This is a genomic window from Neisseria sp. HMSC065C04, assembly GCF_001815375.1.
Classification (GTDB): domain Bacteria; phylum Pseudomonadota; class Gammaproteobacteria; order Burkholderiales; family Neisseriaceae; genus Neisseria; species Neisseria flavescens_D.
Map to the genome: position 1 here is coordinate 414,411 of NZ_KV820419.1, position 12,410 is coordinate 426,820.

10 protein-coding genes are annotated in these 12,410 nt (G+C 41.3%); 1 reads left to right on the top strand and 9 read right to left on the bottom strand.

Annotated elements, in window-relative coordinates:
• Nucleotides 1-27 precede the first annotated feature (27 nt).
• The 8 genes from HMPREF3022_RS08845 to HMPREF3022_RS08880 all read right to left on the bottom strand — a co-directional run bounded on the left by HMPREF3022_RS08845 (nucleotide 28) and on the right by HMPREF3022_RS08880 (nucleotide 10,244).
• Nucleotides 28-3,078 carry a type I restriction endonuclease subunit R gene (locus HMPREF3022_RS08845; RefSeq protein ID WP_070765499.1) on the bottom strand — a complete coding sequence of 1,017 codons (3,051 nt, stop codon included), beginning with the start codon at nucleotides 3,076-3,078 and terminating at the stop codon, nucleotides 28-30.
• A gap of 54 nt (nucleotides 3,079-3,132) precedes the next feature.
• Nucleotides 3,133-4,410, bottom strand: coding sequence for a restriction endonuclease subunit S (locus HMPREF3022_RS08850; protein ID WP_070765500.1), 1,278 nt, complete (start codon nucleotides 4,408-4,410; stop codon nucleotides 3,133-3,135).
• A gap of 91 nt (nucleotides 4,411-4,501) precedes the next feature.
• Nucleotides 4,502-6,700, bottom strand: a complete 2,199-nt coding sequence (locus tag HMPREF3022_RS08855; RefSeq protein WP_049333856.1) for a type I restriction-modification system subunit M — start codon at nucleotides 6,698-6,700, stop codon at nucleotides 4,502-4,504.
• 9 nt (nucleotides 6,701-6,709) lie between these two features.
• On the bottom strand, nucleotides 6,710-7,294 hold the full coding sequence (locus tag HMPREF3022_RS08860) for a restriction endonuclease subunit S (protein WP_049333858.1): 585 nt from the start codon (nucleotides 7,292-7,294) through the stop codon (nucleotides 6,710-6,712).
• A gap of 425 nt (nucleotides 7,295-7,719) precedes the next feature.
• Entirely contained in the window at nucleotides 7,720-8,553 is an 834-nt protein-coding gene (locus tag HMPREF3022_RS08865) for an NAD-dependent epimerase/dehydratase family protein (protein ID WP_049333860.1), read from the bottom strand.
• A 41-nt stretch (nucleotides 8,554-8,594) separates the two neighbouring features.
• The gene (locus HMPREF3022_RS08870; protein ID WP_049333862.1) at nucleotides 8,595-9,077 is read right to left on the bottom strand and encodes a DUF2269 family protein; all 483 of its coding nucleotides are present in this window, start codon (nucleotides 9,075-9,077) and stop codon (nucleotides 8,595-8,597) included.
• Nucleotides 9,074-9,463 carry a DoxX-like family protein gene (locus HMPREF3022_RS08875; protein WP_049333864.1) on the bottom strand — a complete coding sequence of 130 codons (390 nt, stop codon included), beginning with the start codon at nucleotides 9,461-9,463 and terminating at the stop codon, nucleotides 9,074-9,076. The genes HMPREF3022_RS08870 and HMPREF3022_RS08875 overlap by 4 nt, the downstream gene beginning before the upstream one ends.
• 262 nt (nucleotides 9,464-9,725) lie before the next feature.
• Nucleotides 9,726-10,244, bottom strand: coding sequence for a GbsR/MarR family transcriptional regulator (locus tag HMPREF3022_RS08880; RefSeq protein ID WP_049333867.1), 519 nt, complete (start codon nucleotides 10,242-10,244; stop codon nucleotides 9,726-9,728).
• Nucleotides 10,245-10,483: 239 nt separating this feature from the next.
• Here HMPREF3022_RS08880 and ygiD point away from each other — a divergent pair, with 239 nt between their 5' ends.
• Nucleotides 10,484-11,269: a 4,5-DOPA-extradiol-dioxygenase gene (ygiD, locus tag HMPREF3022_RS08885; RefSeq protein WP_049333869.1), complete on the top strand. Its 786-nt coding sequence runs from the start codon at nucleotides 10,484-10,486 to the stop codon at nucleotides 11,267-11,269.
• 869 nt (nucleotides 11,270-12,138) lie between these two features.
• Here the strand turns inward: ygiD and HMPREF3022_RS11400 are convergent.
• A partial coding sequence (locus HMPREF3022_RS11400) for a transposase (protein WP_141756515.1) occupies nucleotides 12,139-12,410 on the bottom strand: 272 nt, incomplete at its 5' end.

A 12,410-nucleotide genomic window follows, 5' to 3' on the forward strand; every position in this document is an offset into this window, starting at 1 on the left:
TCAGACGGCCTCTTAAGTCTTAACGTTCTACTTCTCTAAATGAATATTCTCATAAATCTGTTTTGCCAAGCGGCGACAGACTTTATGTTTAATTTGAGGGTTATTTAGTACTTTAGCAACACTTTCACCAAACTGTTCAAACAGACCAACCAGTAAATCATCAATCTTTGTGTTGAAATAATCCATAAAGGATGACAAAGGATTGTTGTAGGCGGCATCGACAATATCAGGATTCTCACGAGCAAATTTTTCGACAGATTCAAAAAATAGCTGATCTGCTAATGTAAACTCAGTTGTAAAGGCTTCGTTCAGTTCTTTGATGAGTTTATCCAATTCTTCAGTAAGACTCACTTGGCCAGTACCTACATCAGTAGAGCCTTTTTGCGGCTCTGCCTCTCCTTCGTTCAGCTTGATAGAGCCTTCGCCGATTTGTTGCAAGCGGTAGTATTGCAAAATCGCCATTTTGGATAAGTCCAATTTTTCGCTTTGCTTGCCTCGCGGGAGTTTCATCATCAAGGCTTTGAGATAGACATAGCGTTTTTCATGAATAGAATCAGCATATGGCAGAATCTGCGAAACAAACAAATAGAGATTTAAATAGCTCTGAAGCTGGCTTTTAAAGAGCTTTTGTTGCTCTTCATTATGCTCGGGGTCGTCTGAAATATGCTTATATTTTTCAATTGCCTTATCAATAACCGCATTAAGCCTTTTATGCTCGCTATTGGTAGGCGTTGTTCGACCACTAAACCAAATATTTGCAAACTCATCGATATCATTTTGCGTATAAATTTTCCATTCATCCAAAGTGTTACCTAAACTGGCCAACTTTTCATCACTCGGGATATCGCCTAATGCTGTGCGTTGGTAATAAGGTTTAAAGGCATCATAGATTGCTTCATGATCGTTGACAAAATCCAGTACAAACGTATCTTCTTTGCCTTTTGCCGTACGGTTTAAACGAGAAAGCGTTTGTACCGCCTGTACGCCAGACAACACTTTATCGACAAACATGGTGTGCAATAAGGGCTGATCAAACCCTGTTTGATATTTATCGGCAACCAAAAGCACCTGATAATTATCACTGTCAAACTGTTCGGGAAGCTCAGTTTCTTTAATACCACCATTCATGCTTGGTTCAGAATATTCTTTTTCGGTTTGTTCCGGCAGAATCACTTTGCCGGAGAACGCCACCAGTGATTTAATCCCTTCATACCCTTTTTCAGCAATATATTCATCAAATGCCAATTTATAGCGAACGGCAGCTTCACGCGAACTCGTGACTACCATTGCTTTAGCATAGCCTCCAATTTTATGGCGGGTTACAGACTGGAAATGCTCAATAATAATTTCCACCTTCTGACTGATTACGCTTGGATGCAAATTCACAAAACGCATCAGCTCTTTTTTCGCTTTATGCTTCGGTAACTCAATATCGCTATCAGCAGTCCGCAATAAACGGAAATATTGTTTATAGGTCGCATAATTTGCCAATACATCCAAAATAAAACCTTCTTCGATCGCCTGTTTCATGCTGTAGCTATGGAATGGGGTTTCACCTTGCTCGTTCGGCTCATCAAACAAAGCCAAAGTTTTCCATTTTGGCGTAGCGGTAAAAGCAAAAAAGCTTAAATTATCTTGGCGGCTGCGTTTGAATTGTTCGCGCAGGATATTTTTTTGAACCTCAATATCGGCTTGTTCATCCTCATCCAGATCTAAAAATTCAGCAGCAATCGCAGCTTCAATCCCGCTTTTGTTTAAGACTTGACGCAACTCGCCGGCGGTTTCACCGGTTTGCGAACTGTGTGCCTCATCCACAATAACAGCAAAGCGTTTACCTTCGGTATCAAGTGAAATATGTTCACCATGTTTTGCCTTGGTTTGGATACTGTGCATCACATAAGGGAATTTTTGAATCGTCGTGATGACAATCGGCACATTTGCTGCAAGGGCTGCCGTAAGCTGATGGGTATCCTTATCAATTTTTTGCACCACGCCATCAGTTTGCTCAAATTGCGCGACGGTTTCTTGCAACTGTCTGTCCAATACCACGCGGTCAGTCACAATAATCACCGAATTAAAAATCTTTTCATCTTCAGCATTATGTAAAGAAGCCAAATGATGAGCCAGCCATGCAATCGTATTGGATTTGCCGGAGCCTGCCGAATGCTGAATCAAATAGTTTTTCCCTGCACCGTGCGTTTTAGTATGGGTAATCAATTTTCTTACCGCATCAAGCTGATGGAAACGCGGAAATATCATGCTTTCACTGGTAATATAGCGAAAACCTGAATCCGTGCGGATTTTTCGTTCTTCACGGCTCAAATGTAAAAAACGTCCAATCAATTCCATTAAGCTATCTTTACGCAACACCTCGCGCCACAAATAAGCGGTTCGTACATCGTTTTCAACCGGTGGATTCCCTTTGCCATCGTTAAAACCACGGTTAAACGGCAAGAAGCGTGTATTCTCGCCCTCAAGCTTGGTGGTCATATACACTTCTTGCGTATCCACCGCAAAATGCACCAACGCACGTTTTTTAAATTCAAATAACTTGCCTTGCGAGTTGCGTTCGGTACGGTATTGATACTTCGCATCTTCCACCGTCCAGCCGGTTGCCGACATCTCGTTTTTCAGCTCAATCGTGCTGACAGGAATACCGTTTACCGAAATCACCATATCAATCCGCTCATTATATTCTGTGATAACTTGGCGGGTAATTTTGACGATATTCGCATCGTATTGCTGCTGTGAGGTTTCATTTAAAGTGGAGTTAGGCGCGAAATACGCCATTTTTGCCGTGCGGTTTGCCACACGGAAACCATTACGCAGCACATTCAGGCTGCCTTTAATGTTTAATTCTTGATTCAGCGCCTTGATAAGCTCATCTTGCGCTTTATCTTTAAACAGCATTTCCAAACGTTCCCATAATTTGGGTTGGGTCGTCTGAATAAATGCCACTACATCAGCCGGGAAAAGTGCGGTCGATTTTTCATAATCTTTTGCCAAGCCTTGTTGATAACCGCCTTCCGTTAACAGGCTGTGTTCGATTTCATTTTCAAAGTGTTGTTCGGTGTGCATTCGTTTGCTCCCATTTTATTGATTGCGAGGTAGGTTTGAATCTACCTATGCCCTTTATTCATCAGTGACTTTAATTTTACCGGTTACTGCCTGCGTAATTAACGCCGTGCGGTACTCTTTCAGACGGCCTATGGTTTGATTGACCGTTTCACGCAAGCGGTCGATTTTGGCGGTTTCTTGATCAAGGTAATCTGCAATGGATGTTTGCTCATTCTTAGGAGGAATAGAGATTTTTAACATTGCAAATTTTTCTCTTGGTAATTCCATAAATGTTGAACCTTGACCAAAACTATTCAATGTCGTCTTATTGGCATATAACCAATAATATAAATAATTCACATCATTAGGAGCTAATACTTCCAATAAAAAACAGCCTTGATTAACTACTGCAGGAAGCAACGTAATTGCTAAATGCCCAATTGGTGCACGTTTGGATAAAGCAATACTTTTAGCTGGAGCTAATGAAACACCGCAATTTTCATACCCTTCCTTCGTAATCATTTTCAGGCTGATTGAAATTTCCTTATTTTGGTTGTCTCCTAAATCCTTTGGAGTAAACCAAACAATTTCATCTCCCCAATAATCAGGCTCAGAAGTTTTTGGTGTTGCTCCGTTATGAATTTTGAAAATTTGGTTGCTATGTTTTATATCCCAATGCGCCGGCACATCCCCCAACCATTCTACGCCGCTGTTTTTCATCGGAGCTGCAGGGTTTAAGCCTTTGGTTACGGCATGGGTAATCACGGCGGTACGCTGTTCCGCGAGCTTTTCGAGCAACGTTTGTTGCTTATCAATCAGCGCATCGATTTCACCGAGTTTGGTGTCTAAGTAGTGGGCGATGGCGGTTTGTTCTTTTAGTGATGGAATCAACATTCGAAAGTTGCCAATGTTATCCCAGCTTGCTCTTGGCATTTTAGAACCAAAAGTTGTTCCATTTACTGCATCAATAAAATCAGAAGACACACAAAAATAAAACAAAAACTTCGGGTTCACCGCATTACTAGCTCTGAAAACTAATGCTTCTGTTGAAACTAAACCATTTAGTCTGCTTAAGTGTACTTTTGCTAAATATGGTCGCAATTTGCCAAATAACACATCATTTTCTTGGAATTCATTGGCTATCCCCTCACTCTCTAGCTCAATATCTAATAACAATCTTCCTGTAAATGATTCAATATTCTCTAAACCAAAATATCTCAAATTACTTAATTGGGACTCAACTTTATGGGAAATATTGTTGATTGAAAACTTTAACGGCTTTATTTCCCAATGCTCCGGCACTTCTCCCAACCAAGGAATCCCGCTGTCTTTGTATCTTTCGTATCTGTTCATTTTTAAATCTCGTTGTCGATATCATCGCAGGGAGGTTTCCACTGTCCCTACGATGATATTTTGCAAAATCCGGAAAATTTCCGACCGCTTGTTATTGCAAATTCCCCAGCATTTGCATGATTTCTTGTTCCAAAGCGTTGATTTCGGCTTTGATAACCGCTAAATCACGCGGTGGCTGGTATTCATAAAAATGACGGTTAATCGGAATTTCAAAGCCCAGTTTGGTTTTGCCCTCATCCACCCACGCATCAGGTACATGTGGTAAGACTTCTGCTTTCATATACTCTTCTACCGTTGGACAAAGTGCGGTCAATAATTCGTCCAAATTCGTTTCGTTGTCATAGCCCAAACTTAATGGGAATGGCATTTCAGACGGCATCGGTACCAGTTCGCTATCGCGCAGTTGTGAATCAGCTTCTTTATTGCCTTTGCTGTCCGTGCAAATATCAGCAGTTTGGTCACGCTCGCTTAAGGCTTCTAAAATCGCTTTTTTCAGCGGTGCGCCAATGGTGAAATCTAAGGCTTTTAAGGTCGGATTCAACGCTTTTAAAAATGCCTCACGATTTTTATATAATTCATCGCCCAAGCCATTTAATGCGACAATAATGGCTTGTTGCTGCGCGACGCCAATGGCTTCATCAGCTTTAATCTGCGCTTCGTCTTTGAGTTTTTTGCTTTTGGCTAAATTCACAAAGGCGGTTTGTTCCCACAGTTTTTCAATGCGTTCTGCGCTGGCTTGGAAATTGAGGCACAACGGACGATCTACCGTGATTTTCAAATAAGCAAAATCTTGGTTGTTGAAAATCTTGCTGTCTTTGGTTTCGGCAAAATTGGCATACAGTTTGGTAATATCTGCGATATGCTGTTCAGACAATTCGTTGCGTTTATTGCCGAGCGATTTTTGCATTTTTTGGAAATACTGCGTCGCGTTAATCAGCTGCACTTTGCCTTGCCGTTTCGCGCTTTTCTTATTCGATAAAATCCAAATGTAAGTATAAATACCGGTGTTGTAGAACATTTGATCCGGCAGCGCGATAACGGCTTCAAGCAGGTCGTTTTCAATTACATAACGGCGGATATTGCTTTCACCACTGCCGGCATCGCCGGTAAACAACGGCGAGCCGTTAAATACTACGGCAATGCGCGAGCCTTGACCGTCTTTTTCAGGCTGTTTCATTTTGCTCATCATGTGTTGCAAAAAGAGGAGCGAACCATCGTTGATACGCGGCAGACCAGCCCCGAAACGCCCGTTAAAGCCTTTATCGGCGTATTCTTCTTTGACGTAATCTTCTTGGATTTTCCATTCCACACCAAAAGGCGGATTGGCAAACATATAATCAAAGCGTTTGCTTGGGTGTCCATCATGCGGGGTATAACCATTGCCTTTATCTTTGGCATTTTTTACCCCCAAGGTATCTCCGAAAATAATGTTCTCAGCAGGTTCATCTTTAATCAATAAATCGGCACAACAGATGGCATAAGATTCGTTGTTATACTCCTGCCCGTATAATCCAAGATTGATATTTTGGTTAAATCCTTTTAGGGCTTTTTCAGATTCGGAAAGCATGCCGCCCGTACCGCAGGTCGGGTCATAAATTTCACGGTATACACCAGATTTAGACAGTTCTTGATGATCTTCTGCAAAGGCAATATTGACCATTAGGCGGATGACTTCACGCGGGGTAAAGTGATCCCCAGCTTCTTCGTTTGCTTGCTCGTTAAATTTACGAATCAATTCTTCAAATAAATAGCCCATTTGCGTGTTTGAAATGACATCTGGTGACAGTGTTAGTCCGTGCGACTGCAAATCGCCGATAAAGGTTTGCAGGACTTTATACAGACGATTGGCCTCATCGAGTTTGTCGATTTCTTTTTCAAACTCAAATTTGTCAAAGATATCTTTCGCTTTAGCGGAAAAGCCGTTGATGTATTGGATTAAATTCGAGCGGATATGATCAGGGTCATCCAATAAACGAGCAAGATTAAAACCGCTGACGTTATACAGCGTTTGATTGCGTTGCGTTCCAATAATCGCGGTGAGTTTTTTATCTAACAACGCCTGTGGGAGCTTAACTGTTTCGGTTTTCTTCTGGTTCTCATCAAATAAAGCCTTCATCACATCTGTATGTTTGCTCAAAATCGCATCAAAGCGAGCAAGTACAATTAAAGGCAACATTACACGGCGGTATTGTGGTGGACGATAAGTCCCACGAAGTCCATTAGCAATATTCCAGATAATTGAAACAAGAGTACTGTGATGAGGGTGTTGTTGGATATTTTTAGTGTTCATGATGATTCCTTAGTTTTTCATTAAAAGTTGTTCGGCTAAAGCATTGTTGTATTCATGACGAAGTTGAACCAATTGCTCTAAGTATTGTTTTTCTCTCTGTGCGTGTAAGTGGCGTTCAATGATCTCTTTTTGTTGCGCTAGAGTTGGAATAGTAACAGGCAGTTCTTTCAAGGCTCCTACTGTAGTAATAGGCAGTGAACTACCTCGAGAGACAGAGTTCAAATAATTTTTTGCTGTTATCGCATTATTAAGATACCAAACCATGAATTCCGGCAAAATATTTTCATCATTCAAGTAGATGATAATAAAAGGATTACTTGCTACTACTTTTTCATTTATGTCACCTGTAAAAAGATAAGCACCAGGTTCACCACGTGAAACAAATAGAATTGCATTATTCGCTAAATATTGTGGTTTGGAGTCATATCGCCACTCAATATCAGTGAGTAAATCAGTATTGATTCGGTAGCTATGCTTAGGTAAATCTTTTATTTGTACAGCTTTAACCTCACCAACATCAAGAAAATCCAATGATTCTCTAATAGTAAAGCCTGAGCTCAACTGGGCCAAATGTTTTAGCGCTATGGCTTTCATATAAAAATATCCTTTCTAAAAATATAGTTGAATAATAAGCAGATTAAATTCTGTCTTGACTATTTCTTTTTTCTAAAAATCATTTCATCTTGCAGTAGGTGAAAAAATGAAATTCAATCAGATAATATATTCAATTTGATTTTCTGTCAACTCATTTTTTATTCTACTGCAAATTTTATGTGTATATGATCAAAAAACTTCAGAAAATCTTCCAGACGGCTTGTGAGTAAAGCCATTTGAAGGTTATGTGTTTTAACTTATTGAAAGCCGTAAACAGGTTAAGTACGCCTGTTATACCTAAAAACAGCCCGGATACCTGATTATCGGGTATCCGTGGGGGATTAATGGGGGGATTTGGAACGGAAACAGCTGAAAATCTGAACTTGGATTTAGGCTGTTGGGTAAAAGGGCTTTTTGTAAAAGCCTCAGCCGGCAAAGTTTTCAGCCGCCAAAGGTTCTCTTCCCAATAAAGCTGCAAAATCAGAATAGTCAGCGCATGAGCCTTGCTTGAGTAGGGCAAAGCTGTCTCGGCTGATGATGCCGTTGCTGAGGGTGTTTGCCAACGGCAGTGCTGGGTCAATCAGGCGTAGGGGAACGGGTAGGATGTGTTGCGGCGGTTTGTGATGCAGGGTTTGGCGGAGGGTGGTCAGGTATTCCGCCAAAGTCAGCGTTTGGCTGCCGGTCATATTGATAATGCTATGGTCGGTGTCGGCTTGGACGGCAAGTTTTGCCAAACCTTCGGCAACATCGGCAAGGTGTACGGGCTGCAAATGAAAGCGACCGGCTTCCGGTAAGGGAAGTAAAGGGAGGCGGGCTAGCTTGATGAATAGCTCGCAACTGGTTCCTCCACGTCCGTAAACGACGGATGGTCTGGCTATGGCAATCGGTATGCCGCTTTGAGCAATGGCATCATCGCCACGTCCTTTGCTGCCGACAAAGTTGATGGAGTGAAATGGATCGGCACCCAGCGCGGATAGTTGCACCCAGCGTTTTATACCTGCTGCTTTTGCCCATGCGGCGAGCTGTTTGGGTGTGTGGTGGTGTACGGTTTCGAGTATTTCGGCATGCCGGCTCATGATGCCGATACAGTTGATGAGGACGTTTTGCCCTTCCAATAAACGGCGTGCGGCGGTTTCATCAGGATGAAGAAAGTCGAAGGCGCGGCGGTCGGGCGTGCAAACTTGGTGACCTTGTTCTTTGAGGATTTGAACGGTACGGCTACCGATGAAGCCGCTGCCTCCGAAAATGATGATGTTCATATGTTTTTCTTTATATTGTTACTGAGGCCGTCTGAAAACCTTTAAATCGGTTTCATCACCATCAGGAAGTAAATTACGATAGTGGCGCAAAAGGCAGGGTAGCCGAGCAATTCCCAGCGTCTGGCGTAACGCCAGTAGGGCTCCGGAATGGTGTCTGCGTTTTCTTTATGCGCTTTTTCTGCAATCTTGGCCATGCGGATTTGCAGCCAAACAACGGGCAGCCAGCAAATGCCTGAAAAGATGTATAAGGTAAGCGTCATCCATATCCAATTTTGTTCCAGCATAGTGGCAACAGTGTAGCCGCGTTCATACAGCATCCATAAACCGGATAAGGGCTGGAAAATGACGGCAGGAGTTGTAAACCACCAGTCTGCTTTGATGACCCAATGCGATACGACCGACTGCGCGGCAACCGAGCCGCTGCGGTTTGCCCAAAAGAGATAAAACGCTGTACCAAAGCCGGTGCCGACCATTAAGGTAGCCGAGATGATGTGCAGGGTTTTAACGATTAAATAGGTGTTCATTTTTTATCTCCTACGGATTGATACAGGAAAAACAAAGTAGCCATAATCGGCAGGTTTTTTAGCAAAGGCGCAAATGGATGCGCCCACATTTCAGGCAGCCTGAAGGCGATGATTAGGCTGTATGCCGCGACGGTTATCAGTTGCAGCAGCCATATTGCAGAACGGGAGCGAAAGCGGCTGAAGCATAAAAAGGCAAAACCGATATCCAATAGTGAAGCGGTAATTAATGTCGGCCATTGCAAGGGTTCGGGAATGCCGACCGAATGCAGCAAATCCAATGACATTTCAGGCATGAAAAACAGAGGTTGGGTACCGCTCCAGAGCCATAGCAGCCCCATTGAGTAAGGCAGGTAGGCGGGTAGGGTGTGCGTAGTGTTGTCGGACATGCTGGTTTCCTATTTTGTTTTGGTTTAAATATATAATTAGTCTTTAATTTCTATAATTTCTGTTAAAAGAGAAATTATAGGGCAAAAAATTTTAAATAGGCTCCGGGATTGTTTCTTTGGGTGGGAAATCCATATCCAGTGATTCAAAATCTACCAAAGAATATCAAGCTTCAGATAAACATGCCCATGCAAGGCTGCCATGAGCATGTTTCCATATCCTAAATAGCATTGGCTATGTTTATTGAGAACAAGTCCATTGCCATCATCGGAAAAATTTTTGTATTCCAGCACCTATTTTCAAAATTTTTACCATGGTTGAAGTAGAAAGCTTCAGCATTTCATTTGCCCACATGGTCAGCGTACTAATGAAATCATGGGTTTGTTGGATTCGCTGCTTGGCAGTTTCATTTTCCTGACTAAATTCAGGGCTGTCGATCAGGCTTTGCAAAAATTGCCGCGTCGGTTCGATTTCACGCTGCATACGCACTTCTGCAATGGTGCGGAACAAAGTCCAGACATCATCCGAAGTTTCAAAATGATCGCGCCTGTCGCCCAAGATATGCACGGTATGCACCAGTCTCAGGTTTTGCAGCTCTTTAATACTGTTGCTGACATTGGAGCGCGCTACGCCGAGGGTTTCGGTGATTTCTTCGGCGTTCATCGGTCTGCCTAAGATGTAGAGCAGGGCATGGATTTGCGCAACGGTACGGTTGACGCCCCATTTGGTACCCATTTCACCCCAATGGAGGATAAATTTTTCAGTGGTCGGATTCAGTTTCATAGTGATGGTATTCTATTTTTATCTTTTATTTCTGTCAATACAGAAATAAAGAAATTTTTTGCTATCTGAAATAAAATGTTCAGACGGCCTTTTAATGTATTCTTCTAAATACTTCAATGGGACATCCAACTTTGTCAGCTATTATTTCCTATTAGTAAAAGATGTTGTTCGCAATCCGGTATTTTTTGAATAAAAATTTATCCGTACAATCTGCTGTATCCGATAACGAGGAGTAAACCATGAAAAAAATGCCTGTATTGTTTGTTGGGCATGGTAGCCCGATGAATGCGTTAGATAAAGAAAACCCGTTCAATCAGAATTTCAGCCTAATTACGCAAAATTTTGCCAAACCAAAAGCCATTTTGATGATTTCAGCGCACTGGTACAGCAGCCGTTTGCAGGTTACGTCTGGTGAATACCCTGAAATGATTTACGATTTCTACGGCTTCCCTGAAGAGCTCAGCCAAGTGCAATATCCTGCACCTGGCTCGCCTGAGCTGGCGGAGCAAGTGAGGTCATTATTGCAGCCGGAAAATGTCGAGCTGAACCCGACGCATGGCTTTGATCATGGCGCATGGGCGGTATTGAAATATCTCTATCCCGGTGCTGATATTCCCGTGGTGCAACTTAGCCTTAACCGTTTGCAATCAGCAGAATGGCATTTTAATTTGGCGAAAAAATTAGCTGCTTTACGAGAACAAGGTGTGTTGATTATCGGCAGTGGCAATATTGTGCATAATCTGAGGGCGATCAGTTGGGAGCATATCGATCAAATCGGTGCAGGGTATGACTGGGCGTTTGCTTTTCGTGAAACGGTCAATCAGGCGATTGCGGCACAAGATAATGAAACTTTGGTGCATTATGAGCAGCTAGGCGAAAAGGCCGAGCTTTCAGTGCCAACTCCAGATCATTACTTGCCATTACTGTACATCATGGCATTACGCGAACCACAAGACGAGATTACGTTTTTCAATGATCAGCTGATTGCAGGCTCGCTTAGTATAACGTCGGTTTTAGTGGGGTAAAAAGGGAAAAATTATAGTAAAAGAGATTATCCTTTATTGGCTTTATCTGTTTCAGACGGTGTTTTATATCTATATAAACCATAACCTATTTAGCAAAGATGAGATTGAGTTTATAATCTTCAAATATAAATAATTTGAGCATAACAAGCGATTAAAGCTGAATTTTATTTGCAGTTGGGATGATTAGGTGGGAATGGTTTGATTATATTATAGATAAAAGTTATATCTAATAAAGTAGAGGACCATGTTATATTATTTATGAAGTTTCATAATTTTTTTAGATGCATAATTTTTTTATTACTATGCGTATTCTCTTTTTTCCTTGGTAAGCAAAATTTCTATATTTCAGATTATATTGTTTATGGAGATATCTATGAGTTATCTGAGCTACAGGGAGAGATAGAGGGTAATGAAGTTTTTATTAAATTATTTTTTATTTTTGAATAATATTCCTATTTTGCTTTTTCTACTCAATAGGAAAATAATTGGATTAATATTCTTAGCTTTATTTGTATATTTTATCCATAAATTAGTAGGATTAGATCTATTTTTTATCATTGTCTTCAGTACAATAAATGCAGGTAATTATGGATTAATCATTATATTTTTGCTATATATGATACTTCTGTTAAGCAATATATATTTTTATCTTTGTACACATAAATTGAGATAAGTATGTAGTTTAGAGAAACCCGAATAAGAAAGATAGTGTATTGCACAGTCAAATAGATTTACATTTCTTGACGTTACAAGTGTTCGCACCCCGACTCGTTCGGGGTGTTTGTTTTGTTTTGAATAGATTGAATATTTTGATTTATGTTTTATTTTCAATAAATTAAAAATTTACTGGGCTTTGGGCCGCGTTAAATCTATTTATACCTTTCCAATTGGAAATCTTGGCCGTTCTTCAAAAGCGTGAACGCTATTACCGCCAGTTTCCGCATGATGGCAATTAATATCAGCTTTCTATGCTTCTCTTTCTTTTTCAGACGGCCTACAAATTCTGGAAAGGCATTGCAACGATACGCGACAACGGCAGGCATATAAAGGCTTTTCCGTATTTCCGAACTTCCGATTTTTGATATTCTGAGACCTTTGCAAAATTCTCCAAAATCCCCTAAATTCCCACCAAGACATTTAG

What these genes read in the sequence shown, in the direction of transcription:
- HMPREF3022_RS08860 (WP_049333858.1), bottom strand. Translation starts at nt 7,294, where the DNA reads ATGAAAGCCATAGCGCTAAAACATTTGGCCCAGTTGAGCTCAGGCTTT.
- HMPREF3022_RS08855 (WP_049333856.1), bottom strand. Translation starts at nt 6,700, where the DNA reads ATGAACACTAAAAATATCCAACAACACCCTCATCACAGTACTCTTGTT.
- HMPREF3022_RS08880 (WP_049333867.1), bottom strand. Translation starts at nt 10,244, where the DNA reads ATGAAACTGAATCCGACCACTGAAAAATTTATCCTCCATTGGGGTGAA.
- HMPREF3022_RS08875 (WP_049333864.1), bottom strand. Translation starts at nt 9,463, where the DNA reads ATGTCCGACAACACTACGCACACCCTACCCGCCTACCTGCCTTACTCA.
- HMPREF3022_RS08870 (WP_049333862.1), bottom strand. Translation starts at nt 9,077, where the DNA reads ATGAACACCTATTTAATCGTTAAAACCCTGCACATCATCTCGGCTACC.
- HMPREF3022_RS08865 (WP_049333860.1), bottom strand. Translation starts at nt 8,553, where the DNA reads ATGAACATCATCATTTTCGGAGGCAGCGGCTTCATCGGTAGCCGTACC.
- HMPREF3022_RS08850 (WP_070765500.1), bottom strand. Translation starts at nt 4,410, where the DNA reads ATGAACAGATACGAAAGATACAAAGACAGCGGGATTCCTTGGTTGGGA.
- ygiD (WP_049333869.1), top strand. Translation starts at nt 10,484, where the DNA reads ATGAAAAAAATGCCTGTATTGTTTGTTGGGCATGGTAGCCCGATGAAT.
- HMPREF3022_RS08845 (WP_070765499.1), bottom strand. Translation starts at nt 3,078, where the DNA reads ATGCACACCGAACAACACTTTGAAAATGAAATCGAACACAGCCTGTTA.